General features: G+C 70.7%; 29 protein-coding genes. 19 read left to right on the top strand and 10 right to left on the bottom strand.

Features of this window, described 5'->3' with window-relative positions:
* Window positions 1-14 precede the first annotated feature (14 nt).
* The 7 genes from EFK50_RS04875 to EFK50_RS04850 all read left to right on the top strand — a co-directional run bounded on the left by EFK50_RS04875 (window position 15) and on the right by EFK50_RS04850 (window position 3,906).
* A complete protein-coding gene (locus tag EFK50_RS04875; RefSeq protein WP_148046054.1) occupies window positions 15-764 on the top strand; it encodes a hypothetical protein in 750 nt (249 codons plus the stop codon).
* Between the two features lie 108 nt (window positions 765-872).
* A complete protein-coding gene (locus EFK50_RS04870; RefSeq protein ID WP_123226397.1) occupies window positions 873-1,640 on the top strand; it encodes an SOS response-associated peptidase in 768 nt (255 codons plus the stop codon).
* Window positions 1,637-2,284 carry an alpha/beta hydrolase family protein gene (locus tag EFK50_RS04865; protein WP_123226396.1) on the top strand — a complete coding sequence of 216 codons (648 nt, stop codon included), beginning with the start codon at window positions 1,637-1,639 and terminating at the stop codon, window positions 2,282-2,284. The genes EFK50_RS04870 and EFK50_RS04865 overlap by 4 nt, the downstream gene beginning before the upstream one ends.
* Window positions 2,285-2,429: 145 nt before the next feature.
* Window positions 2,430-3,050 (top strand): sigma-70 family RNA polymerase sigma factor, encoded by a 621-nt coding sequence (locus EFK50_RS04860; RefSeq protein WP_123226625.1) that lies wholly within the window; start codon window positions 2,430-2,432, stop codon window positions 3,048-3,050.
* On the top strand, window positions 3,047-3,325 hold the full coding sequence (rsrA, locus tag EFK50_RS04855; protein ID WP_123226395.1) for a mycothiol system anti-sigma-R factor: 279 nt from the start codon (window positions 3,047-3,049) through the stop codon (window positions 3,323-3,325). The genes EFK50_RS04860 and rsrA overlap by 4 nt, the downstream gene beginning before the upstream one ends.
* Before the next feature lie 109 nt (window positions 3,326-3,434).
* Window positions 3,435-3,509 (top strand): 50S ribosomal protein bL37, encoded by a 75-nt coding sequence (locus EFK50_RS22935; RefSeq protein ID WP_369759046.1) that lies wholly within the window; start codon window positions 3,435-3,437, stop codon window positions 3,507-3,509.
* A gap of 16 nt (window positions 3,510-3,525) precedes the next feature.
* Window positions 3,526-3,906, top strand: a complete 381-nt coding sequence (locus EFK50_RS04850; RefSeq protein ID WP_123226394.1) for a thioesterase family protein — start codon at window positions 3,526-3,528, stop codon at window positions 3,904-3,906.
* Between the two features lie 3 nt (window positions 3,907-3,909).
* On the opposite strand, the gene EFK50_RS04845 is transcribed toward EFK50_RS04850, so the two are convergent.
* Both EFK50_RS04845 and EFK50_RS04840 read right to left on the bottom strand, forming a co-directional pair.
* Entirely contained in the window at window positions 3,910-5,595 is a 1,686-nt protein-coding gene (locus tag EFK50_RS04845) for an acetolactate synthase (RefSeq protein WP_123226393.1), read from the bottom strand.
* A 53-nt stretch (window positions 5,596-5,648) separates the two neighbouring features.
* Window positions 5,649-6,428, bottom strand: coding sequence for a DUF2785 domain-containing protein (locus EFK50_RS04840; protein WP_246004034.1), 780 nt, complete (start codon window positions 6,426-6,428; stop codon window positions 5,649-5,651).
* Window positions 6,429-6,581: 153 nt separating this feature from the next.
* Between EFK50_RS04840 and EFK50_RS04835 the strand changes: the two genes are divergently transcribed.
* Window positions 6,582-8,057 (top strand): sensor histidine kinase, encoded by a 1,476-nt coding sequence (locus tag EFK50_RS04835; protein WP_123226392.1) that lies wholly within the window; start codon window positions 6,582-6,584, stop codon window positions 8,055-8,057.
* A 101-nt stretch (window positions 8,058-8,158) separates the two neighbouring features.
* Here EFK50_RS04835 and EFK50_RS04830 read toward each other — a convergent pair whose 3' ends face one another.
* Entirely contained in the window at window positions 8,159-8,407 is a 249-nt protein-coding gene (locus tag EFK50_RS04830; protein ID WP_123226391.1) for a WhiB family transcriptional regulator, read from the bottom strand.
* 249 nt (window positions 8,408-8,656) lie between these two features.
* On the opposite strand from EFK50_RS04830, the gene EFK50_RS04825 reads away from it, so the two are divergent.
* Entirely contained in the window at window positions 8,657-9,052 is a 396-nt protein-coding gene (locus EFK50_RS04825; protein WP_123226390.1) for a hypothetical protein, read from the top strand.
* Window positions 9,053-9,055: 3 nt separating this feature from the next.
* On the opposite strand, the gene EFK50_RS04820 is transcribed toward EFK50_RS04825, so the two are convergent.
* The 3 genes from EFK50_RS04820 to sodN all read right to left on the bottom strand — a co-directional run bounded on the left by EFK50_RS04820 (window position 9,056) and on the right by sodN (window position 10,760).
* Complete coding sequence (locus EFK50_RS04820; RefSeq protein WP_123226389.1) at window positions 9,056-9,823, bottom strand: RNA polymerase sigma factor SigF; 768 nt, start codon at window positions 9,821-9,823, stop codon at window positions 9,056-9,058.
* Between the two features lie 2 nt (window positions 9,824-9,825).
* The gene (locus EFK50_RS04815; RefSeq protein ID WP_123226388.1) at window positions 9,826-10,209 is read right to left on the bottom strand and encodes an ATP-binding protein; all 384 of its coding nucleotides are present in this window, start codon (window positions 10,207-10,209) and stop codon (window positions 9,826-9,828) included.
* Window positions 10,210-10,358: 149 nt separating this feature from the next.
* On the bottom strand, window positions 10,359-10,760 hold the full coding sequence (sodN, locus tag EFK50_RS04810) for a superoxide dismutase, Ni (protein ID WP_123226387.1): 402 nt from the start codon (window positions 10,758-10,760) through the stop codon (window positions 10,359-10,361).
* Window positions 10,761-10,816: 56 nt separating this feature from the next.
* On the opposite strand from sodN, the gene EFK50_RS04805 reads away from it, so the two are divergent.
* The 6 genes from EFK50_RS04805 (at window position 10,817) to EFK50_RS04780 (ending at window position 16,516) form a co-directional block, all read left to right on the top strand.
* Window positions 10,817-11,143 carry a S24/S26 family peptidase gene (locus EFK50_RS04805; RefSeq protein ID WP_221177264.1) on the top strand — a complete coding sequence of 109 codons (327 nt, stop codon included), beginning with the start codon at window positions 10,817-10,819 and terminating at the stop codon, window positions 11,141-11,143.
* A 191-nt stretch (window positions 11,144-11,334) separates the two neighbouring features.
* On the top strand, window positions 11,335-12,549 hold the full coding sequence (locus EFK50_RS04800) for an NAD(P)-dependent malic enzyme (RefSeq protein ID WP_123226386.1): 1,215 nt from the start codon (window positions 11,335-11,337) through the stop codon (window positions 12,547-12,549).
* 10 nt (window positions 12,550-12,559) lie between these two features.
* Window positions 12,560-13,528: a zinc-binding dehydrogenase gene (locus EFK50_RS04795; RefSeq protein ID WP_123226385.1), complete on the top strand. Its 969-nt coding sequence runs from the start codon at window positions 12,560-12,562 to the stop codon at window positions 13,526-13,528.
* 27 nt (window positions 13,529-13,555) lie between these two features.
* Window positions 13,556-14,221: a nitroreductase family protein gene (locus tag EFK50_RS04790; protein WP_123226384.1), complete on the top strand. Its 666-nt coding sequence runs from the start codon at window positions 13,556-13,558 to the stop codon at window positions 14,219-14,221.
* Window positions 14,214-14,855, top strand: a complete 642-nt coding sequence (locus tag EFK50_RS04785; RefSeq protein ID WP_123226383.1) for an SDR family oxidoreductase — start codon at window positions 14,214-14,216, stop codon at window positions 14,853-14,855. Before EFK50_RS04790 ends, EFK50_RS04785 begins: the two co-directional genes overlap by 8 nt.
* Window positions 14,856-15,010: 155 nt before the next feature.
* Window positions 15,011-16,516 (top strand): MDR family MFS transporter, encoded by a 1,506-nt coding sequence (locus EFK50_RS04780; RefSeq protein WP_123226382.1) that lies wholly within the window; start codon window positions 15,011-15,013, stop codon window positions 16,514-16,516.
* Here EFK50_RS04780 and EFK50_RS04775 read toward each other — a convergent pair whose 3' ends face one another.
* Window positions 16,517-17,257, bottom strand: a complete 741-nt coding sequence (locus EFK50_RS04775; protein ID WP_123226381.1) for a TetR family transcriptional regulator — start codon at window positions 17,255-17,257, stop codon at window positions 16,517-16,519. It abuts the gene before it with no gap.
* A gap of 40 nt (window positions 17,258-17,297) precedes the next feature.
* Between EFK50_RS04775 and EFK50_RS04770 the strand changes: the two genes are divergently transcribed.
* From EFK50_RS04770 to EFK50_RS04755, 4 genes are all read left to right on the top strand, one after another.
* Window positions 17,298-18,464, top strand: a complete 1,167-nt coding sequence (locus EFK50_RS04770) for a ferredoxin reductase (protein WP_123226380.1) — start codon at window positions 17,298-17,300, stop codon at window positions 18,462-18,464.
* 14 nt (window positions 18,465-18,478) lie between these two features.
* Window positions 18,479-19,642, top strand: a complete 1,164-nt coding sequence (locus EFK50_RS04765) for a fatty acid desaturase family protein (RefSeq protein WP_123226379.1) — start codon at window positions 18,479-18,481, stop codon at window positions 19,640-19,642.
* Window positions 19,643-19,691: 49 nt separating this feature from the next.
* Complete coding sequence (locus EFK50_RS04760) at window positions 19,692-19,931, top strand: hypothetical protein (RefSeq protein ID WP_123226378.1); 240 nt, start codon at window positions 19,692-19,694, stop codon at window positions 19,929-19,931.
* A gap of 122 nt (window positions 19,932-20,053) precedes the next feature.
* Window positions 20,054-21,859, top strand: coding sequence for a tyrosinase family protein (locus EFK50_RS04755; protein WP_123226377.1), 1,806 nt, complete (start codon window positions 20,054-20,056; stop codon window positions 21,857-21,859).
* 3 nt (window positions 21,860-21,862) lie between these two features.
* Here the strand turns inward: EFK50_RS04755 and EFK50_RS04750 are convergent, their stop codons facing one another.
* From EFK50_RS04750 to EFK50_RS04740, 3 genes are all read right to left on the bottom strand, one after another.
* Complete coding sequence (locus EFK50_RS04750) at window positions 21,863-22,483, bottom strand: acetoacetate decarboxylase family protein (protein ID WP_123226376.1); 621 nt, start codon at window positions 22,481-22,483, stop codon at window positions 21,863-21,865.
* An 88-nt stretch (window positions 22,484-22,571) separates the two neighbouring features.
* Window positions 22,572-23,714: a Kelch repeat-containing protein gene (locus tag EFK50_RS04745; RefSeq protein ID WP_123226375.1), complete on the bottom strand. Its 1,143-nt coding sequence runs from the start codon at window positions 23,712-23,714 to the stop codon at window positions 22,572-22,574.
* 36 nt (window positions 23,715-23,750) lie between these two features.
* On the bottom strand, window positions 23,751-23,930 hold the full coding sequence (locus EFK50_RS04740) for a DUF6104 family protein (protein ID WP_123226374.1): 180 nt from the start codon (window positions 23,928-23,930) through the stop codon (window positions 23,751-23,753).

Raw genomic sequence — 23,930 nt, 5'->3', positions numbered from 1 at the left:
CCGGAGGAATGGTGATGGGACTCTTCGCGACGATGTCGAGAAGGAGCACCGCCACCGCCGGCGGCAAGAGCCAGGAGATGTCCGAACGCCTGCGGCAGAAATTGCCCGCACGCTTCGAGGCAGTTGGGGAAGCTCTGTCCGCCGGCTCCGAGGCACACGCGGCCTGTGCTGTGGTGGGCCGGGACCTGGCCCGCGACGGGGTCGACCTGAGCGAGGCGCTGCACGGCCTCCGGACGACGTTCGCCCTGGTCGTCGGGCGCGAGCCCGACTTCGAGTCCACCCGGTCGCTGGGGATCGCCTGGAGCGACGAGACCCTCGGCTACCTGCACGAGGTCTCCTGCGAGAACCCGCTGACCGGCCTCGCCACCCTCGCCCACATCCGCGGCCGGCTCGCCGAGATCCAGCGCGGGGCCGAGTCCCGCGGGCACGTCGGCGACCCGACGCACGCGCTCGTCGTCGTCGACGTCCCGCTGCTGACCGGTGGCGACCACGAGGTCCGCCTGGGCAGCGCCCTGGTGATGGCGCAGGTGGCCAGCCAGGTGCGCCTCGTCTTCGAGGGCGAGGAGAGCGTCGGCGAGGCCAGTCCGAGCCGGCTCCTGGTGATCGCCGAGCGCACCGACAACCTCGGCAACCGGGTCAGCACGCTGCGCGACTACCTGGCTGAGGTGACGCCGCCGGACTCGGTGGTGCGGATCTGGATCGAGGGGTTGCCCGCTGGGGCGGCTGCCACGTCGACGCTGCTGGACGAGCTGGCCAGAACCTAAAAGGTCCCCGGGCACCTCTAACCTGTCCCCATGATCCTCGCTTCGCTCGTCAACGAGTTCTCAGCCACTCGGCCTCGAGCAAGCTCGGGCGCTCGGTAGCCTCGACTCATGTGCGGCCGCTACGCCTCGAGCGTCGATCCCGAGGACATCGTCGACGAGTTCGAGATCCACACCGAGGTGCCCGACCTGCCCCGGTTGCCGGCCGACTACAACGTCGCGCCCACCAAGGAGATCTACGCGGTGCTGGAGCGGCCGCCGCGCAAGGACGCCCCGGACGGCCCGGAGCTCCCGGCCGAGCGGCAGCTGCGGACGCTGACCTGGGGGTTGGTGCCCTCCTGGGCGAAGGACCCGAAGATCGGCAACCGGATGATCAACGCCCGGATGGAGACGGTGGCCGAGAAGCCCGCCTACCGCCGGGCGTTCGAGAAGCGCCGCGCGATCCTGCCCGCCGACGGGTACTACGAGTGGTATTCCACCGACCAGCTCACCAAGGCCGGCAAACCGGTCAAGCAGCCGTTCTTCATCCGCCCGCGGGACGGGTCGATCCTGGCGATGGCCGGCCTCTACGAGCTCTGGCGCGACCCGACCAAGGCGGCCGACGACCCGGCGCGCTGGAAGTGGACCGCCACCGTGATCACCACCGAGGCGACCGACGACCTCGGCCGGATCCACGAGCGGATGCCGCTGATGCTGCCGCGCTCGGCGTACGACGCCTGGCTCGATCCGACCCCGCGGGACCCGGCCGTGCTCCTCGACCTGCTCGAGCCGGCGGCACCCGGGCTGCTCGAGGCGTTCCCGGTCGCGACCCTGGTCTCGAACGTGGCCAACAACGGACCCGAGCTGATCGAGCCGTTGCCGATCGAGCCCTCGGCATGACCGCTGCGGAGAAGCTGGTCCCGACCCCGCAGGGCGCCGCCCGCGTCGTCGTACGCCGGGCACGCCGGCCGGTCGCGTCCCTGGTCCTGACGCACGGCGCGGGTGGCGGTATCGACGCCGCCGACCTGACCCGGATCGCCGCGGACCTCCCGGCCCAGGGCATCTCGGTCAGCCTGGTGGAGATGCCGTGGCGGGTGCTCGGCAAGAGGCTGGCACCGCGGCCGGCCCTGATCGACGAGGCCTACCTGGCCGTCCTGGGCGGGCTGCGGTTCCGGACCCCGTTCGTCCTCGGCGGGCGCAGCGCGGGCGCCCGGTCGGCCTGCCGGATCGGCGCCTCGGTCGGAGCGGCGGGCGTGCTGGCGCTCTCCTTCCCGCTGCACCCGCCCGGAAAGCCGGAGAAGTCCCGGTTGCCCGAGCTGGCCGGCGCCGGGGTGCCGACGCTGGTCGTCCAGGGCGGACACGACCCGTTCGGGCGTCCCGAGGAGTTCCCCGACGACGTCGAGCTCGCGGTGGTGCCGACCGCCGACCACAGCTTCAAGGTGCCGAAGTCGGCCCCGCTGAGCCAGGCCGACGCGCTGGCGATCGTGGCCGAGGCGACCCTGGAGTGGCTGGTCCGCGACATCGTCGGGAATCCCACCGGCTGAGGAGTTGTTCACTCCCATGACGGCGGACGTTCGCCGCCGATCCGATCCGGAAGGGAGTTCGACGTTGCTGGCCACTTTGGAGCGACCGCACCGAAGCAGTGCGCAGGATCCCGTTTCCGCCGACGCCTCGCTAGTCTTGGGGACGATGACCGACTCAGCAGCAGCCACCGATCCTCTGGCCGAGGAGACCGAAGCAGAACGCCAGCTCCGGTTCGAGACCGACGCCCTTCCGTTCCTCGACCAGCTCTACTCCGCGGCGATGCGGATGACTCGGAACCCGCAGGACGCCGAGGACCTGGTACAGGAGACGTTCGCGAAGGCGTTCGCCGCGTTCCACCAGTTCAAGCCCGGCACCAACCTGAAGGCCTGGCTGTACCGGATCCTCACCAACACGTTCATCAACACGTACCGCAAGAAGCAGCGCGAGCCGCAGCAGTCGATGGCCGAGGACGTCGAGGACTGGCAGCTCGCCCGTGCCGAGTCGCACACCTCCACCGGACTGAAGTCCGCCGAGATGGAGGCGCTCGAGCACCTGCCCGACTCGGACGTGAAGGACGCGCTCCAGCGGCTCCCGGAGGACTTCCGGCTCGCGGTCTACCTGGCCGACGTCGAAGGCTTCCCGTACAAGGAGATCGCCGAGATCATGGACACCCCGATCGGCACCGTGATGTCGCGATTGCACCGCGGCCGGCGGCAGCTGCGTGAGATGCTCTCGGACTACGTACGCGACAACGACCTGACGGGATCGCGGGGAGCCACCTCATGAGCGAGCACCAGAGCCACGACACCGACTGTTCCCAGGTGATCCACCAGATCTTCACGTTCATCGACAACGAGATGCCGCAGGCGGACTGCGCGGTCATCCAGCAGCACCTCGACGAGTGCGGTCCCTGCCTGGCGAAGTACGACCTCGAGCGCACCGTGAAGTCCCTGGTGCAGCGCTCCTGCTCCGAGCAGGCTCCGAACGAGCTGCGGGACAAGGTGCTGCTCCGGATCCGCGAGGTCCAGATCAGCATCGACGCCCGCATCGAAGGGTCCTGAGCCGGACCCGGTTCGCGCCGCGGCGCGATACCTGAGAAGATGTACGCCGCCCACAACGATCTAGCGTGCTCTCCTAGTTCGGCGGGCCGAACAGTCCAAGGAGGACCACATGGGTAAGACCGGACGCAAGCGCCGCGCTCGCAAGAAGAAGGGCGCGAACCACGGCAAGCGCCCCAACGCCTGAGACTCGTCTCAGCGCGATGGCTGAACACTCTGAACTCCTGGGTCGATCCTCGACCCGGGAGTTCGTTGTTTCCGAAGCCGACACCGCCGCCGCGGTCGGCTCCGGCTCCCTGCCGGTCCTCGGTACGCCGGTCCTGCTGGCGTGGTGCGAGGCCGTCACCTGCGACGTGCTCGGCCTGACCTCCCCGCAGACCTCCGTCGGCACCCGGGTCGCCCTGGAGCACCTGGCCGCCTCGAAGGTCGGTGCGACGGTCGTCGTGACCGCCACGGTCGCCTACGCCGACGGCCGGCTGGTCCGGTTCGAGGTCGACGCCCGCGAGCCCGAGGGCAAGCTGCTCGGCTCCGGTGAGATCACTCGGGTGGTCGTCGACGCAGAGCGGTTCCTCGGCCGGCTCTGACGCTCAGATCCCGAAGGTCGCGCGCGGGTAGGCCGCGTTCACGTCGGTGATCACGTTGACCAGGTACGGCACGTTCGCCGCGAAGGCGCGGTCGATCGCCGGGCCGATCTGGTTCGGGTCGGTGACCAGCTCACCGGCACCACCGAGCGCCTTCACCACCTCGTCGTACCGGGTCGCCGGGGCCAGGTCGGCCGCGACGTCGTACCCGTAGAGCAGCTGCATCGGGCCCTTCTCCAGGCCCCAGGCCGAGTTGTTGCCGCAGATCATCACGACCGGCAGGTCGTGGCGGACCAGGGTGTCGACGTCCATCAGCGACATCCCGGCGGCGCCGTCGCCGTACAGCAGCACCACCTGGGCGGACGGTCGGTGCAGGCGGGCGGCGATCGCGCCGCCCATGCCTGCCCCGAGGCAGCCGTACGGGCCGGGGTCGAGCCAGCCGCCGGGGCGCTTCGGCTCGACGAACTTGCCGGCGAACGAGACGAAGTCGCCGCCGTCGCCGATCACGATGGCGTCGTCGGCCAGCCGGGGGAGCAGCTCGCCGTAGATCCGGGCCGGGTGGATGTGCTCCGCGGTGGCGCCGAGCAGGTCGGCGTCGCGGGCGACCCCGGCGGCCACGGTCTCCTGCAGGGCGGTGACCCAGCCGCTCCAGTCCGGACGGGCCTGGCGGTCGAAGGCGGCGGCCAGGCCGTCCAGGACCAGGGTCAGGTCGCCATACGCCGACCCGGCCAGCTCGGCGTGCCCGGAGACCTGGCCGGCGGAGTCCGCCAGGTGCACCGTCTTCGCGACCGGGGCGCCGTCCTTGCCGCCGAAGATCCCGTACCCCAGCCGGAAGTCCAGCGGGGTGCCGACCACGATCGCCAGGTCGCAGGTGCCGAGCGCCTGCCCGCGGGCCTTGGTGACCAGCAGCGGGTGTCCGCCCGGGACGACGCCGCGGCCCATGCCGTTGGTGATTGCCGGGATGCCGAGGTTCTCGACCAGGCGCAGCGCAGCGACGTCGGCGCCGTCCGCCCAGACGTCGGTGCCGAGGATCAGCACCGGGCGCGCCGCGGCGGCGAGGAGGCCGGCGATCGCGGTCAGGGCGTCGGAGTCCGGCTCGACCGGCGTCGCGGCGGAGACGACCGGGCGCACCGAGGAGGCCGAGTTGAAGAACTCGTCCATCGGCACGTCCACGAAGACCGGGCCGCGGTGCGAGGCACCGGCGGCGGTGAACGCCTCGTGGATGCCGTCGGCGACGTCGGCGGCGGTGTGCAGGGTCTTGGCCAGCTTTGCGACCGGCGCGATGATCGGCGGCTGGTCGAGCTCCTGGAGCGATCCCGTCCCCCAGCGGTTCGCGGGCGCCCGGCCCCCGACGACCACCAGCGGCGAGCCGGCGAACTGGGCCTGCGCGATCGCGCTGACGCCGTTGGTGACTCCGGGTCCTGCCGTCAGCACGGCCAGCCCGGGCTTCCGGGTGAGCTTGCCGGTGGCCTCGGCGGCGAACGCGGCGGTCTGCTCGTGCCGGACGTCCAGGATCCGCATCGGCGGCTCCGCGGTGACGGCGCCGTCGTACATCGGGAAGACATGCGCCCCGGACAGGGTGTACATCGCCTCGACCCCGTGCGCGCGGGCGACCGCGACGGCGTGCTGGCCGGCGTGGGCCTCGATGGGCTGGGAGTCCTCGGGCCGGGTCTGCTCGGGTGCCTGCGTCATGCCGGTGAGGCTACGCGAGGAGCGCCGCGGAGTGCAGCAACGAGGCGCGCGCGTCAGTGCGCGCGCGGTGGCGGGAAGTACGCCGGGTTCGTGGTCCGGAGGTGGCCCATCAGGGTGAGCAGCAGGTCGGTGCGCAGCTCCGGGTGCTCGGAGCCGAGGGCGAGCTGCAGGTGCAGGCTGCGCAGGTAGGACTGGACGTTCCCGGCGACGCGGAACGGGTTGTTGTCGGCGTCGCCGCGACCGGTGGCGCCGGCGGCGAGGCGGGCGATCCAGGGCTCGAGGACCTCCAGGCCCAGGACGTTGCGGCGCAGCAGGTGCATCGTGGCGTAGGCGAACCGGTCGTCCTCGCCGCAGACCAGGAACTCGTCGGTCGGGGTGAGCAGCCGGTCGGCGATGACGTCGAGGATGACCGTCAGCTCCAGCCTGCCCAGGTACGGCGACCGGGCGAGCGCGCCGAGGGCGTCGGCACCGTGCGCCAGCGCGTGCGCCCAGCCCTTGCCGGGGACGAAGCCGCGGAGGTCCTGCTCGCGAGCCAGCCAGCCCATCACCCGGTCGCCCCAGCGCAGCACCACCTCGGGTCCGGCCAGCCCGGCCGTGGTCGTGCGGTCGATGCACTCGGTGAGGATCAGAGCGGAGAAGCTGCGCCGGAAGACGCTGTCGTCGGCGGCCAGGCCGATCCCGATGTCCAGGCCGTGGCACATCCCGTCGCCGAGGCCGACCAGGAGCTCGTCGTAGACGCCCTCGTCGATCCAGGTCGCCATCGTCGGGAACGCGATCCCGTCGCGGACCTCGGGGTCGGGGTCGCCGAGCATCCGGGTCAGGTCCTCGGTCATCTCCACCAGCGACCGGTCGGGGGGAACTCTCAGCCCGTCAGCGACTACCTGTTCCCAAAATCCCGAGGCCATGCGCAGCATTCTTGCATCCGGAACGACAGAGTCTCAGAGGACGCTCCTTGCGGCTCCACTCGCGCTCGATAGGCTCCACGCGTGCCGTCCCTTCCCGAGCTCGCCCGCTCGTACACCGACCTCGGCGACGAGGACATCGCCTGGCTGGCGCTGCTCCAGGCGGACTGGCAGATCGTCGCGGACCTCTCCTTCGCCGACCTGGTGCTGTGGCTGCCGGACCGCACGGGGAGCGGCTACTGGGCGGCGGGGCAGATGCGTCCGACGACGGGTCCGACCGCCCTGGTCGACGACATCGTCGGTACCTTCCTGCCGACCGGCAAGCGCCCGCTGCTCGACGCCGCGCTGGCCGAGGGCCGGATCGCCCGCGAGGGAGATCCGGAGTGGCGTGACAACGTCCCGGTCCGGGTCGAGGCGATCCCCGTACGGCGCGACGAGCGGGTGATCGCGGTGGTCGCCCGGAACACCAACCTGCACGGCGTCCGGACGCCCAGCCGGCTGGAGCTCTCCTACCTTCAGACTGCGAGCGAGCTGACCCAGATGATCGCGCGCGGGGCGTTCCCGTACCCGGGCCAGCGCTCCGACCACGCCGACTCGCCGCGGGTGGGCGACGGCTTCATCAAGGTCGACGCCGCCGGCACCGTCGCCTACGCGAGCCCGAACGCGCTCTCGGTCTACCGCAAGCTGGGCCTGACCGGCGACCTCGCCGACCAGGACCTGGCCGAGCTCACCCGCTCGCTGGTCCCCGCCGCCCAGCGGCCGGACGAGGAGACCATCAGCGCGGTGCTCGGCGCGCGGATGCCGCGGGACTCCGAGATCGGCAACCGCGCGGCCACCGTGATCCTGCGAGCGATCCCGCTCCGCCCGACCGGGGTGCACACCGGTGGGCTGATCCTGCTGCGCGACGTCACCGACCTGCGTCGCCGGGACCGGGAGCTGGTCACCAAGGACGCCACCATCCGGGAGATCCACCACCGGGTGAAGAACAACCTGCAGACCGTGGCGGCGCTGCTCCGGCTGCAGGCGCGGCGGATCGAGTCGGTCCGCGGCCGGGAAGCCCTCGAGGAGGCCGTACGCCGGGTCGGGGCGATCGCGGTGGTCCACGAGACGCTGAGTCAGAGCTTCGAGGAAGCGGTCGAGTTCGACACCGTCGCCGACCAGCTGATCGGGCTGGTCAGCGAGGTCGGCGCGCACGCGGGTTCGGTGCGGCTGCGCCGGGACGGCTCGTTCGGGACGCTGAGCTCGGAAGCGGCGACCTCGGTGGCGATGGTGCTGACCGAGGTCCTCCAGAACGCGATGGAGCACGGGTTCCCGGACGGACGCTCCGGGACGGTGCAGGTGCAGGCCTCGGTGAGCCCGGCCGGGGCCGAGCCGGAGCTGCTGATCCGGGTGGTCGACGACGGGGTCGGGTTGCCGGACGGCTTCGACCCGGAGACGTCGACCAGCCTCGGGTTGTCGATCATGCGCTCGCTGGTCGCCGAGCTCGGCGGCACCCTGCGGATCGGTCCGCGCGCTGACGGAGCCGGGACCGCGGTGGAGCTCGCCTTCCCGCGCGAGTGACCCGGACCGCGCGCACGTCGGCACGTCTCGACAGGCTCGACGTCCGGGAGTCCGAGCGCGCTGCTCACCGACCGACGATCAAGCCGCTCCCGCGTCCTTGATCAGGTGCGTACCCGCGCGCGAGCGTTGCGGCGCTTCAGCGCGCGTCGCTCGTCCTCGCTCAACCCGCCCCAGACGCCGTGGTCCTGCCCCGCTTCGAGCGCCCACGCGAGACACTGCTCGCGCACGTCGCACCGACGGCACACCTGCTTGGCCTCCTCGATCTGGAGGATGGCCGGCCCTGTGTTGCCGATGGGGAAGAACAGCTCCGGGTCTTCGTCGAGACACGCGGAGCGATGGCGCCAATCCATGGCGAGGAACTCCTGTTCGCAAGGTATGTGAATGCATTCACTAGGTCGCCCCTGGGTCCGGGCCGATCGGGTCCGGGCAGGGAGGTTGTCACCACGTCAAGAACTCGGGGCGTAGTTACCAAGAGATCTTCCCAAGGTCTCGGAACGGGCACAAGACCCCGCGCTGGTCACCTTCATCACAAAAGTTCGCTTTTCAACGAGACCTGGCCGCCTGATTACTCGTGGAAACGGCCGACTACGCTGGATTTCGTGGAATCCGACCTCGCGCAGGACCGACCGATCGCGCCGACCTCGTTGCGGGTCGCTGCCGCGGTGGTGGCGGTCGAAGGCATCGGGACCGCGGTCTTCGGCATCTTCGAGGCGTTCCACACCACCTCCGCCCGGGTGGTCATGGGGACGACGACGGCGCTCTTCTTCGTCGGGTTCGGCGCCGCGCTGGTGGCCTGCGCCTGGGGGCTGACCCGGATCTCCAGCTGGGCTCGCGGGCCGGTGCTGTTCACGCAGCTGGCCGGGCTGGGCCTGGCCTGGAACTTCCGCGGCGACGACACCTGGTGGATCTCGGTGATGCTCGCCGTGCCCGCGGTGGTCACGCTGGTGGCGATGCTCCGCCCGGCGACGATCGCCGCGCTCAACGACGCCGGCTGACCCTCAGTCCATCTCGTCGCGGAGCTGCTCCAGGGTCCGGGTGAGCAACCGGGAGACGTGCATCTGGGAGATGCCGACCTGGGCGGCGATCTGCGACTGGGTCTGCTGCTTGAAGAACCGGAGCACCAGGATCTGCTGCTCCCGCGCCGGCAGTGCCTCGATCAGCGGGCGCAGCGACTCGCGGATCTCGACGTGATCGAGCGCCTCGTCCTCGCCGCCGAGGGTCTCGATCCAGGAACCGGAGTCCTCGCCGGAACCCGCGTCCAGCGACATCGTGGTGTAGGCGTTCGCCGACTCGATGCCCTCGAGAACCTCCTCGACGCCGACCCCCAGGTGCTCGCCGATCTCCCGGGGCGTCGGTGACCGGCCCAGGCTCTGGGAGAGCTCGCCGGTGGCGGTGGCGATCGACATCCGGAGCTCCTGCAGGCGGCGGGGGACCCGGATCGCCCAGCCCTTGTCCCGGAAGTGCCGCTTGATCTCGCCGATGATCGTCGGCGTCGCGTACGTCGAGAACTCGACCCCGCGCTCGAGGTCGAACCGGTCGACGGCCTTGATCAGCCCGATGGTGCCGACCTGGACCAGGTCGTCGTACGGCTCGCCGCGGTGCAGGAACCGGCGGGCGCAGTGCTCGACCAGCGGCAGGTGCAGCTCGATCAGGGCGTCGCGCAGTGCTCGCTGCCGCGGGTCCGCCGGCCCGGCGGCGAGCTCGGCGAACATCGCCTGGCTGCGCTCGCGGAGCGTGGCGAGCAGGTGCGGACTGTCCTCGGACATGCTCAGGCGGGCGCGCTCGACGTCGCCGAGCTCACCGCGAGGGTGATCGAGATCCGGTCCGCCGTGGCGGCCGCGCTGACGTCCTCGGCGGTGGTGGTCAGGACCTGCCAGGCGAAGCTGTCCGGGTCCGGGGCGGCGGGATCCTTCGCGTCGGCCGAGACCTGGACCTCGACCCGGCCGTCGCCCAGGAAGAACCGCGCCGTCAGGCTGCCGCCCGGATCGGCGTCGGCCAGCACCATCGCGCACGCCTCGCCGACCGCCATCCGCAGGTCCTCGACGTCGTCGAGGGTGAAGTCGAGGCGGGCGGCGATGCCGGCCGCGGCCATCCGGAGGACGGCTACGTAGGCGGTCTCCGCCGGGAGACGTACTTCGGCGTCGGGGTGCATGGGTTCACCCTAGGCCGGGGAACGCAAACAGGGCCGGACCCGAAGGTCCGACCCTGCTGTGGTTGCGCTCAGCGGTCGCGCCTTCGCAAGCTCAGGCGCGCTTCGGACGGCGAAGGCTTGATCTCAGCTGCTCCTCCGTCGCTGCTGAATCAAGCCTTCTTGGTCTCCCAGAAGATCTCGGCGATCTCGTCGATCTTCGCCAGCAGCTGGTCCGCCGCGTCAGCGTCCAGGCTGCCCTTGGTCCCGCCGGCACCGGCCAGCTTGGTGGCCTCGTTGACCAGGGTGTGCAGCTGCGGGTACTTCTCGAAGTGCGGGGGCTTGAAGTAGTCGGTCCACAGCACCCACAGGTGGTGCTTGACCAGCTCGGAGCGCTCTTCCTTGATGATCAGCGCCCGGGTGCGGAAGTCGGGGTCGTCGTTGTCGGCGACCTTGCCGATCAGGGCCTTGATCGACTCGGCCTCGATGCGGGCCTGAGCGGGGTCGTAGACGCCGCAAGGCAGATCGCAGTGGGCGGATACCTCGACGGTGGGAGCGAACAGTCGCGCGAACATCCTCGGTCCTCTCTGGTGGATCACTTGAATAAGTTCCACCTGCGAGACTACTCCGCGTGGAACACGACCGGCGGTGGGGTCTCGCGGTGGTGAAGGGGCGCTCGATGACGCCGACGCTGCGGCCCGGCGACCGGCTCCTGGTCCGGTACGGCGCGGAGGTGGCAGCGGGCGCGCTGGTGCTGGCCCGCTTCGCCGACGGCACCCTCGCCGTCAAGCGGGCGGCGCGCCCGGCGACGACGCCGTCGGGGCGGCCGGGCTGGTTCCTGCTCAGCGACAACCCCGACGAGGGGGTCGACTCCCGACACCGCGGGCCGGTGGGTGCCGAGGATGTGGTCGCGGTGGTGCGGCTCCGGCTCTGGTCTCGTCCCGGCCGCGTCGGCTGAGCGTGTCTGATACGCCACATTCGCACACCCGGTCTGGGGCGAATCACCACGTTGTGGCACGATGGGGTGCGGGAGATCCCCCGTTTCTTCGCATCATCTCTGGCAACTCCGCGGACTCACTCAAGGTCGGTGTCGAGCAGCCTCACTGCCCTTGTTCCTTGCTTCCCTGATGTCACGAGAGAGTCAACCCGATGGTTGCGTTTGACCAGATCCCCGCCGTGGACCCGACTGTCGAGGTCCCCGATCCGCACGCTGACGACCCGATCTTCGACCTGCACGTAGCGGGGAAGATGGAGGTCGCCTCGACGGTGGCGCTGAACGGTCCGGACGAGCTGTCGATGGCGTACACCCCGGGCGTGGCGAAGGTCTGCGAGGCGATCGCCGCCGACCCGGGCGTCTACTACGACTACACCTGGACGGCGAACACCGTCGCGGTGATCACCGACGGCACCGCGGTCCTCGGGCTCGGCGACATCGGCCCCAAGGCCGCGATGCCGGTGATGGAGGGCAAGGCGATCCTGTTCAAGCAGTTCGGCGGGATCGACGGGATCCCGATCTGCCTGGACACCACCGATACCGACGAGATCGTCGAGACCGTCATCCGGCTGGCCCCGAGCTTCGGCGGCATCAACCTCGAGGACATCTCGGCGCCGCGCTGCTTCGAGATCGAGGAGCGGCTCAAGCAGGCGCTCGACATCCCGGTCTTCCACGACGACCAGCACGGCACCGCCGTGGTCACGCTGGCCGCGCTCGAGAACGCGATGAAGCTGACCGGCAAGTACCACGACACCGTCCGGATCGTCGTCTCCGGCGCCGGCGCCGCGGGTGTCGCGGTGACCCGGATCCTGCTCGCCGCCGGCTACCGGGACATCGCCGTGGTCGACCGGGCCGGCGTGCTGCACCGCGACCGTGACGACATGAACCCGAGCAAGCGGTCTCTGGCCGCTGAGACCGCCGATACCACCGGTCGCTGGGGCACGCTGGCCGCCGTGATGGACGGCGCGGACGTCTACATCGGCCTCTCGGGCGGAAGCGTGCCGGAGGACGTGGTGGCGTCGATGGCCGAGGAGCCGATCATCTTCGGCCTGGCCAACCCGACCCCCGAGGTGCACCCCGACCTCGCGCACAAGTACGCACGCGTGGTCGCCACCGGCCGGTCGGACTTCCCGAACCAGATCAACAACGTGCTGGCGTTCCCGGGCATCTTCCGCGGCGCTTTCGACGCCCGCGCGACCGCGATCACCGAGGGCATGAAGCTCGCGGCTGCTCAGGCCCTGGCCGCGATCGTCGGCGACGAGCTGCGCGAGGACTACATCATCCCGTCGCCGTTCGACCCCCGGGTCGGACCGACGGTCGCGAGCGCGGTCGCGGAGGCCGCCCGGCGCGACGGAGTAGCCCGCCGGTAATCTCGGCCGTATGTTCGCCGTCTACGCAGAGAAGTTCTCCTCCGACGACCCGTTGTCCGGCCTGGTGGTCGGGGAGCGCCCTGATCCCGAGGTTCCCGACGGGTGGGCCAAGGTCACCGTCAAGGCGGCCTCGCTGAACCACCACGACCTCTGGTCGTTGCGCGGGGTCGGGCTCCGCGAGGAGGCGCTGCCGATGATCCTCGGCTGCGACGCGGCCGGGTACGACGAGGACGGCAACGAGGTCGTCGTGCACGCGATCGTCAACGACCCGACCTGGTCGGGGGACCAGACCTTCGACCCGAAGCGGTCGATCCTCTCCGAGCGCTACCAGGGCACCTTCGCCGAGTCCGTCGTCGTGCCGCGGGCGAACCTGATCCCCAAGCCGGCCTCGCTGTCCTTCGCGGAGGCCGCCTGCCTGCCGACCGCCTGGCTGACGGCGTACCGGATGCTGTTCACGCAGGGCAACCTGAAGGCCGGCGACACGGTGCTGGTGCAGGGTGCCGGCGGCGGAGTCGCGACCGCGCTGATCATCCTGGCCCGCGCCGGCGGGCTCAAGGTGCTCGCCACCAGCCGCGACGAGGCCAAGCGTGCCCGGGCTTTGGAGATCGGCGCGCACGAGGTCTACGAGACCGGCGCGCGGCTGCCGGTGAAGGTCGACGCGGTGATGGAGACCGTCGGCAAGGCCACCTGGTCGCACTCGATCCGGGCGCTGCGCCCGGGCGGTGCGATCGTGATCTCGGGCGCCACCTCCGGCCCGAACCCGGACGACGCCGAGCTCACCCGGATCTTCTTCCTGCAGCTGCGGGTGATCGGCTCCACGATGGGCACCGCGACCGAGCTCGCGAGCCTGATCTCGATGCTGGACGCCACCGGCGCCCGGCCGCTGATCGATCGCGAGCTGCCGATGGAGCGGGCCCCCGAGGGCTTCGCCGCGATCGCAGCCGGCGACGTGTTCGGGAAGATCGTCCTGACCCGGTAGCGGACGCTCACGACACCTGGAGGAACCGTGGACCTGTACGACGTGATGCGGACGACCGCGGCGGTCCGGGAGTTCACCGACGACCCGCTTCCCGACGAGGTGCTGCACACGCTCCTCGAGAACGCCCGGTTCGCGCCGAGCGGCGGCAACCGCCAGGGGACCCGGGTGATCGTCGTACGGGAGCGGACGACGCGGGAGGCACTGGCCGAGCTCACCCTGCCCGGGGCGCGCCGGTACGTCGCCCAGATCGCGGCCGGGGAAGGTCCGTGGAACCCGGTCGAGCCGACCGGGCTCACCGAGGAGCAGATCGCCGCGACCGAGGTCCCGGACCGCTTCACCGCTCCGCTGCTGACCGCGGCCGCGGTGCTGGTGGTCTGCGTGGACCTGCGCCAGGTCGCCTCGGTCGACCAGGACCTGGAGCGGGTCGGCGTGATCAGCGGCGCCTCGGTCTACCCGCTGGTCTGGAATCTGCTGCTGGCCGCCCGCAACGAGGGCTTCGGCGGCACCATCACCACGATGGCGGTCGCCGAGGAACCGGGCGTCCGCGCGCTGCTCGGCATCCCGGAGTACTGCGCCGTCGCGTGCGTGGTCCCGCTCGGCAAGCCGGTGCGCCAGCTGACCAGGCTGAGCCGGATCGGCGTCGCCGAGCTGGCCAGCCGGGAGACCTGGGACGGGGACGGGTTCGATGTCTGAGGTCCGTGTCCACCTGGTCACCGGTGCCGGGTCCGGGATCGGGGCCGACCTGGCGCAGCGGCTGGAGGAGCGCGGCGACCGGGTGGTCCGGGTGACCCGCGACGTCGTCGACCTCGCCGACGCCGAGGCGGTACGACGCTGGGCGGTCGCGCTCGACGAACCGCGGCTGGACTCGCTGGTGCACTCGGCCGGCACGGTGGAGCTGAGCACGGTCGAGGACCTGGACCTGGCCGACTGGCGCCGCCAGCTCGACGTGAACCTGACCGCGCCGGCGATCCTCACCGCCGCACTGCTGCCGGCGTTGCGGGCGGCCGCGGGCACGGTGGTCTTCGTGAACTCCTCGGCCGGGATGATCGCCAACCCGACCTGGTCGGCGTACGCGGCCTCGAAGTTCGGGTTGCGGGCCCTGGCCGACGCGCTCCGGGCCGAGGAAGCCGAGCACGGGGTGCGGGTGACGACGATCTTCCCGAGCCGGACGGCCACCCCGATGCAGGAGAAGGTGCACGCGCAGGAGGGCCGGACCTACGACGCGTCCCGGTGGATCCGGCCTGGGACCGTCTCGGACGCGATCCTGCACGTCCTGGACCTGCCTGCGGACGCGACCGTGCCGGAGATCACGCTCCGTCCGCGCTGAGAACGGATTTAATCGTTCGAGGAATGTCGGTGCGCTCCTCTAGGTTCTAGGTCTGGCTGGTGTCGTAATCGCCGGATCTCGTTCGTCGTACTCATGACAGACGGTTTCTGGGCGCAGCCCAGCCCCCATCGCACTCGACGTTACGAAGGACCCTCATGTCACACGACACCTCGGCCGCCCCGGCCAAGACCTCCGCGAAGGACATCGCCGTCCTGCGCTGGCTGGTCGCTGCCACGTTCATCGTGATCCTCAACGAGACGATCATGATCAACGCCATCCCCGACCTGAAGGCCCACTTCCACGTGGGCAACGGTGCGGCCCAGTGGCTGACCACCGCGTTCATGCTCACGATGGCCGTGGTCATCCCGATCACCGGCTTCTTCCTGCAGCGGGTCACGACCCGGCAGGCCTTCGCGCTCGCGATGGTGGTCTTCTGCACGGGCACCCTGCTCGCCGCGGCCACCCCCGCGTCGATGTTCTGGCTGCTGATCGTCGCCCGCGTCATCCAGGCGGCCGGCACCGCGGTGATGATGCCGCTGCTGATGACCACCCTGATGTCGGTGGTCCCCGAGAGCGACCGCGGCCGGGTGATGGGCAACGTCACGCTGGCGATGTCGGTGGCTCCGGCGCTCGGGCCGGCCGTCTCCGGTCTGATCCTGTCGTCGCTCTCGTGGCGCTGGATGTTCATCCTGGTGCTGCCGGTGGCCGCCGTGATCGCGATCGCGGGCCTGTCCCGGCTGAAGAACGTCGGCGAGCCGACGGCCGGGTCGATCGACCTCCCCAGCGTGGTCGCCTCCGCGATCGGGTTCGGTGGCCTCGTCTACGGGCTGAGCCTGATCGGCCGCGACGACGCCCCGGTGTCGCCGTACGCACTGATCGGTGGTGCGGTCGCCGTCCTGGCGCTGTTCGTCTGGCGCCAGATCAGCCTGCAGCGCGACGGTTCGCCGCTGCTGGACCTGCGCACCCTGACCCACCGCACCTACACGCTCTCGCTGGCGCTGATGGCGCTGGCCTTCATGGGCTTCCTGGGCTCGATGCTGCTGGTGCCGCTCTACCTGCAGGACGTGCGCGGCCTGACGCCGCTCAACACCGGCCTGCTGATGATGCCGGGCGGTCTGGCGATGGGTCTGCTCGGGCCGCGTGTGGGCAAGGCCTTCGACAACTTCGGCGGCCGCGCGCTGGTGATCCCCGGCTCGATCGGGATCACGATCGCGCTCGGCATGTTCACCCAGATCAGCCTGGACACGCCGTACGCGCTGATCCTGGCCGCGCACATCCTGCTGATGGTCAGCCTGGCGCTGGTCTTCACGCCGGTCTTCACCCTCGGACTGGGCGCCGTCCCGCCGCAGCTGTACTCGCACGCGAGCTCCTTGCTCGGCACCCTCCAGCAGGTGGCCGGCGCGATGGGTGCGGCGCTCTCCGTCGCCGTGCTGACGGCTCGGCAGGAGTCGCTCAGCGACGGCGGGTCCTCGCAGCTGTCGTCGTACAACGGCGGCATGCAATGGGCCTTCGCCCTCAGCGCGATCCTCTCGATCGGTGTGATCGTGCTGGCCGCCGTGCTGCCGAACCGGCTGCCGGCTCCTGACGACGACCACTTCGGTGGTGCGCAGGAGTCCGACGACGACCTCCTCGGCGAGGCCGAGGCGGTCCCGGCCAGCTGATCAGCTCGGGGCGCTGGACTTCCAGTTCAGCGCCCCGACGATCACCATCAGCAGCTGGGTGCGCGCCCGGTGCTTGATGTCGGGGAGATCCCGCGGGTCCGCCCGCAGGATCTCCTCCGACGTCGCGATCATCGAGCCGACGATCAGGTTCGACAGGATCCGCAGGTCATCCGCCGACCAGTGCTCCATCGGGAGCCGGGCCAGGTCGGTGGCCAGCTCGCGCTCGAAGTAGGCGAACTCGCGGCGGACGGCGTCCCGGACCGGCGCTGAACCGCCGGACTTCTCGCGCGCGATGAAGCCGAAGTGCGCGCGCTGGTCACGGACGTGCTCGGCGAGCACGTCGACCGACCGGTCCACGATCTGCCCCAGCGAGGGCGATCCCTGGCGGGTGTCCCGGATCATCGCGCGCAACGCGCCGAAGGACTCCTCGACCAGCGCCAGCCCCAGCTGGTCGATCGAGTCGAAGTGCCGGTAGAACGCGGTCGGCACGATGCCGACCTCCTTGGCGACCTGGCGCAGCGACAGCCCTGCCAGCCCGGTGTCCTCGGTGAGGGTGAGGGCGGCGTCCAGGATCGCGCGCCGGGTGCGCTCCTTCTTGTCGCTGCGACTCTCCGGAGGGGTGGTCTCGGTCACGGGGATCAGGGTAGCGGGCTCGTCGCCGACGAGTTTCGGTGCACGGATGTGCACCGTGTCCGGCGTCACGTGCTCCCGTGCTTGACCCTCGGTCGCGGCTGCGGTCATAGTTTCAGTGTACGCACGTTCACTGAAAGGAGGCCACTTGATGACACTCACCAGCAAGGTTCTCGGCTCCCGGGCCGTCGCCGCGTTGACCTCACCGCACGGTGTGGACCGCTACCTGGAGATGTTCCACCCGATGTGGGCCGCCATCGAGGTTCGAGCCCGCGTCGTCGACATCCACCGGGAGAACCCGGACGCCCACGGCTCCGCCCCGGTCGCCACTCTCACGCTGCAGCCGACCAGCACCTGGCGCGGACACCGCGCCGGTCAGTACGTCCAGGTCGGTGTGGAGATGCCGGGCAGCGCCCGCCGGATGACCCGATGCTTCTCGATCTCCTCGGCGGCCTCGCTGCCCGGCGAGCGGATCACGCTCACCATCCGGGCCAACGACGAGGGCACTGGCGGGGGGCACAGTGTGAGCACGTTCCTGGTCAACGAGGCCAAGGTCGGCCAGATGCTGCACCTGAGCCAGGCCGAGGGCGACTTCACGCTGCCGTTCACGCCGACCACCGGCGGACCGGATCCGGTCCTGATGATCTCCGGCGGCTCCGGGATCACCCCAGGCATGGCGCAGCTCCGGACCCTTCTGCGGGACGCCCCGCGGATGGGCAGCAGCGGCGGTCGCACCAACCGCAAGGTCACCTTCGTGCACTTCGCCCGCAGCCCCGAGGACCAGATCTTCGCCGACGAGCTCGCCGCGATCGCCGCCGCCGACAACAACATCGATGTCCACCTGCGCTACGGCGACCAGACCTTCAGCGAGTTCGAGCTGCGCCGGCTGGTGCCCGACTTCCGGAACACCGACACCTGGGCCTGCGGTCCGAGCGGGTTGATCGAGCTGGTCCGGGCGGCGTACGGCGAGGTGGCGACGCCGGAGGGGAGCGGAGCGACCGACTGCCCGAACCCGCGGCTGCGGGTCGAGTTCTTCAAGCCGCCGGCCCTCACGACCGGCGCCGCCGGCGGCGAGGTCTCGTTCACCAGGTCCGGGGCCACCGGCGAGAACACCGGCGCGACCCTGCTCGACCAAGCCGAGGCGCTCGGCCTCAACCCGGAGTCCGGGTGCCGGATGGGCATCTGCTTCTCCTGCGTGAAGACCAAGACCGACGGCACCGTCCGCAACGTTCTGACCGGCGAGGAGTCCTCGCTGCCCGACGAAGAGATCCGTATCTGCGTGAGCGCGCCCGTGGGCGACTGCTCCGTGGACCTGTGACAAGGAGAGACGACATGACCATCACCGACATCCCCACCAAGCTGGCCAAGAAGCGCTCGACCGTGCGGGCCAGCGACCCGAAGAACCCGAACCTGACCGCCGAGCAGCTCGAGGAGTTCGGCGCGGAGATGGACGCGCTGCGCCAGCGGGTGATCGCCGACCTCGGCGAGGAGGACGCGGCGTACATCCGGATGATCGTGAAGCGCCAGCAGCAGTTCGAGATCGCCGGCCGCGCGCTGTTCTACCTGCCGCCGGCCTGGCCGCTCGCGGTCGCGGCGTTGAGCGTCTCCAAGATCCTGGAGAACATGGAGATCGGCCACAACGTGATGCACGGCCAGTACGACTGGATGGGCGACCCGAAGCTGAACTCCCGGATCTACGACTGGGACACGATGGCGCCCGGGGAGAACTGGAAGTACGGGCACAACTACATCCACCACACGTACACGAACATTCTCGGGAAGGACCGGGACATCGGCTACGGGATTCTGCGGATGGATGAGGACCAGAAGTGGAACCCCTACTACCTGGGCAACCCGCTGTACGCCTTCCTGCTGATGGTCTTCTTCGAGGAGGGCGTCGCGCTGCACGACCTCGAGGTCGACCGGATCCGGTCCGGTGAGCGCACCTGGGAGGAGACCAAGCAGGTCGGCAAGCCGATCGTGAAGAAGGTGGGCAAGCAGGTCTTCAAGGACTACCTGCTGTTCCCGGCGCTGACCGGCCCGTTCTTCGTGAGCACCCTGATCGGCAACGCGGTCGCCAACCTGGTCCGCAATGTCTGGACCTTCAACATCATCTTCTGCGGTCACTTCCCGGCCGGCGTCGCGACGTTCACCGAGGAGGAGTGCGAGAACGAGTCCCGCGGGCACTGGTACTACCGGCAGCTGCTCGGCTCGGCGAACATCACCGGCGGCAAGCTCTTCCACATCATGTCCGGCAACCTGTCCCACCAGATCGAGCACCACCTGTTCCCGGACGTCCCGGCCCGGCGCTACCCGGAGCTGTCGGTCGAGGTGCGGGCGCTCTGCGAGAAGTACGGCATCGAGTACAACACCGGTGGCCTGACCCACCAGCTGTGGACCGTCGCGAAGAAGATCGTCCGGCTCTCGTTCCCGAACGCGAAGCGGAAGACCGACCCGGCGCCCGCGACCGGCCTCGACGACGCCGTCGCGGCCTGAGATCGGCCTCACGTTGCCCAGGACCGCCCCGACCCGGAGACTGGTCCTCATGAAGGACCACATCAGCAAGTCCGAGATTCGCAAGGATGCCGTCCAGGACGGGGTCGAGGCGGTCACGCACGCGGTCGGTCAGGGCACCCAGATCGTGATCGGCGCCGTGTCGGACATCGCGAAGACGGTCGGCGGCCTGGCCACCGACCTCTTCGAGATCCGCGAGGCGAGCAAGCGGGCCAGCGCTGACAGCCGGGTGGCGCCGGAGCAGTCCGCCGCGCCTGCCGAGGACGTCTGACCCACGGCGGGCGTGGTGACTGTCTAGCCCGGACCTGCGGGATCCCGGGTTCTGGGGTACTAAAGGACCCAGCCGTTCTCGCATCGGACGGTGCTCAGACCTCCCTCCCCGCAGGAGTACCCGTGTCCCAGCGCCTCCGCCGGCTCTCCGTCCCGCTCGTGCTCGCCCTGGTGGTCGGAGCGTTCTCGGTGCTCGCACCGCGTGCCGCCGACGCGCAGACCCCGCCGTGCACGCTGCACCAGCGGCCGAACGCGGCCGACCTCAGTCCGGCCCAGTGGACCAAGTTCTTCGCTGCGGTGAAGCAGCTCCAGACCCGGGAGACGGGCCAGCCCAGCACCTACGACGGACTGGCGTCGGCGGCCTCCACGAACGCGGCCGCGATCAGCAACTTCCCGCTCCAGCTGCCGTGGATCCGGGCCCAGCTGAGCGACTTCGAGGACCGGCTCCGCGCGATCGATCCGGACGTCGTGCTCCCGTACTGGGACTTCGGCGCCGACAGCGCGGCACCCGAGACCTCGTCGGTGTGGGATGCCGACCGCTTCGGCGGGAACGGAGACCCGCTCGACGACATGGTGGTCCAGGACGGCGCCTTCGCCAATTGGCGCCCGTTCTACCCGACCGAGCACGGGCTGACCCGGGCCTGGGACGACGGCGACGTCCTGACGCCGTTCGCCTCCACGGCCGACCTCGCCGCAGGCCTGGCCGCCTCGGGCACGTACAGCGCACTGCGCGCCTTCCTGGTGCCGAAGTACGGCCAGGTGCGGGCCGGCATCGGTGGCGACCTCGCGACCGCCACCGGTCCGAACGACCCGCTGTACTGGTTGATCGCGGCCAACCTGGACCGGTTGTGGGCCGCGTGGCAGAAGACCCACGCCGGCGCGTACGACGGCACGAACTCCGGCGGGTCCGCCGCGGCGCTGACCGACCCGGTCCCCGGGTTCGCCGGCGTCGAGGTCGCGGACGTGATGGACATCGGCGGCCTCTGCTACACCTACGACCCGTTCGTCACCTCGGTGACTATCGTCGGTCCGACGTCGCCGCCGGCGGGGGAGTCGATCCACTTCCAGGTGGCCGCCACCTACAACCACGGTGATGCTGCGGACGTCAGCGCCGACGCCACGCTGACGGTCGCACCGGCCTCGGCCGGGACCTGCGCAACCCCGGTCGGCACGACGTGCGTCTTCACCAAGGCCGGCCCGGCGCAGGTCACCGCGACGTACGAGGGCAAGTCCGACGTGTGGCCGATCACCGTGCAGGCCGCCGCGGCCACGGCGGTGACGCCCGTCTCCGGCGGCCTGCAGCAGGCGTTCCCGGGCGCTACCTATCCGCAACCGCTGGTCGCGAAGGTAGTGGACGCCTACGGCAACGCCGTCTCGGACCGGCCGGTCACCTTCACCGCCCCGGCAGGCGCCTCCTTCGAGGGCGGGGCCAAGACGTTCACCAGCGGCTCGCACGAGGACGGGACCGTGACCAGTCCGCGGGTAGTCGCCGGGAGCGCACCCGGCCTGGTCACGATCACCGCCCGGATCTCCGGCGTCCTCGATCCGGCCGCCTTCGTGCTGGTGGTCAAGGCCCAGGCCGACCTCGCTGCCGGCCTCGCCGCTCCGGCGCGGGCGCGTCGCGGGCACCCGATCTGGGTCCGGGTGACCCTGGTCAACCGCGGGCCGTCGGCCTCGGCCGGGGCCGCCAGGCTGGCGATCCCGCGGGCGTGGCGGGTCCGCAGGGCAGCGGGCGGGACCCGGGCCGGCAACGTCCTGGTGCTGCCGTCCGCCAGCCTGCAGCCGGGCCAGCGGAAGACGTTCACGCTCCGGCTGGTGCCCAGGAGGGGGCTCGGCGCGAAGCAGCTCCGGGTCGTCGTCCGTCCGACGACCGCGGACCCGATCCCGGCGAACAACACCGCGACCAGGAAGGTGCGGGTACGTCGCTGAGGCTCAGCCGAACGACATGCGGAAGTCCGCCTGCCGGAACGACCCGAGCGTCCGCTTCCCGGCCAGCCAGCCGAGGGCGCCGTCCGGGTTGAAGTCCCAGCTCGCCCGGCACGGTGCGGCCTTGGACGATCCGACCAGCGCGGCGGTGACCTCCTCGCCGTCGGCGCGCTGCTGCCAGGTGCTGCCCTTGAACGGCAGTCGCGGCACCGAGCTCGAGATGTCGGCGAACGAGGCGGTCGCGATCGGGACGCCGTCCAGCTCGGCGGTCCACAGGGTCCGGGTGACCAGGCCCTTCCTGCTGGTGGTGACGCTGAAGTCGCAGAGGTCCTTCGGGATCGCCCACAGGTCGCGGCCGCCGTGCACCGACTGGATCGAGTCGACCCAGATGTCGGTGATGTTCACGGCCTTGTTCAGCGGGCGCGCGACCAGCAGCTCGCCGTACGTCAGCGGGCTCGGCTCCTCGTACTTGACCAGCGCGACCCCGTAGATCCCCGGCTCCCGGTCCGGGTGGTCGCCCTCGCGGACCCGGAAGAGCGAGAGCCAGAGCTGGCCGGTCATGTTCCAGGGCGCGTCGGGGTAGGTGACGTCGCCGGAGGTGGGGGAGGAGATCCACTGGACGGTCATGAGCGCATCCTAGGTGAGTGACGACGAAGGCGTACCGCGCCGCCCTCGGGTCGTCTCCCGACGCTACGCACTCGAGGATTAGCAGCGGTCACTGTCGCGGCCCGGGTTCCGGGCGCCACGCCCACACCGAGCCGTCGCGGTTCGTCTTGTTGTCGCTGGTCTGGTGGGTGCCGCCGATGACGATCAGCCGATCTCCGGCCCAGACCGCTGGACCGGGTTGGACGGCCGCGCCGCGCGGATGCGGAACCTTGGTCCAGGACGCGGTGCCGTCGTAGATCCAGCCCTCGGCCGCGATCCGGTCGGTCCCGACCGCGCCGACCGGCCAGCCGCCGGTCAGGTACTTCGGCGGGTTCGGGAGTCGGCCCCAGGTCTTCGTCCCGAGGTCCAGGGTTCCGCCGAACGGGATCCGGCGGCCGTAGTCTCCGGCTCCGGGGCCGCCTCCGTTGGAGCTGTCCAGCGAGAGGTTGACGACTCGTGAGCCGATCACGCCCCAGGATCCTCCGCCGAGCTGGTCGCTCCTCGGCAGCGTCGACCAGGTCCCGGTCGAGCGGTCCAGGAGCGCTCCGAGCACGTACGACGGCCGGTCGCCCCCGCCGGGGCTGGCGACCAGTTCCTTGCCGACGAGCAGGACTCCGGCCGGAGTGGCGAGGAGACCGCGGTCGAACAGCGGCCCGAGCGGATCCTCGGGCAGCTCCGACCACGCCCGGGTCACGGGTTCGTAGGCGAGGTCGGGTCGCACCCCGTTCTCGTCGCTTCCGGAGACCAGCAGCAGCCGGTCGCCGTCGGCCTCCAGGTCGTACCAGTCCGACGACGGCCGGGTCAGCACCCGCCACCGGTCGGCGTCGAGGTCGTAATCGAGGAGCTTCCTGCCGACCCGGACGAACAGGTGGCCGTCGACCACGGCCGACGGCGAATAGCCGGGCACCGGGACCGGTGCTGGCGCGATCGGGCGCCAGGTGCCGACGTCGGGATCGAGAGCGGCCCCGTCGGCAGCCGACTCGTTGGGGAATGCGCAGTCCGCGTTCGGGGGGCAGGTGTCGCCGACCTCGCCGCCGATCGCCAGTACTTCGCTGCCGGTCCAGACGACGACCGGCGCGCTGCGCGGCGAGAGCGGAGCCTCGGTGAGGCGCTGCCAGCCCGGTGCCCGGTCGTTCGGATCGGGTTGCGCCTCCGCGCCGCACCCGGTCAGCGTGAGGGCGGCGAGCAGGGCCAGGCCGAGGATGCGGGGCATGACACTCGGACGCCGGCGAGGACCGGCCGGTTCCGTCTAGTCGTCGTCCGGGTCGTCGACCCGGGCCAGCCAGGTGGCGAAACGCTCGATCGGCACCTCGAAGTCGGGGTGCACGTCGACGAAGTCGCGCAACTGGTCCGCGAGCCACGCCAGGGTGACCTCCTCGTCACCCCGGCGCTTCTCCAGCTCTTCGATGCCGCGGTCGGTGAAGTACAT

Source organism: Nocardioides marmoriginsengisoli (assembly GCF_003725695.1).
GTDB lineage: Bacteria > Actinomycetota > Actinomycetes > Propionibacteriales > Nocardioidaceae > Marmoricola > Marmoricola marmoriginsengisoli.
The sequence above is the reverse complement of the archived record's forward strand: the minus strand, read 5'-3'. Positions and strand labels throughout refer to the sequence as shown.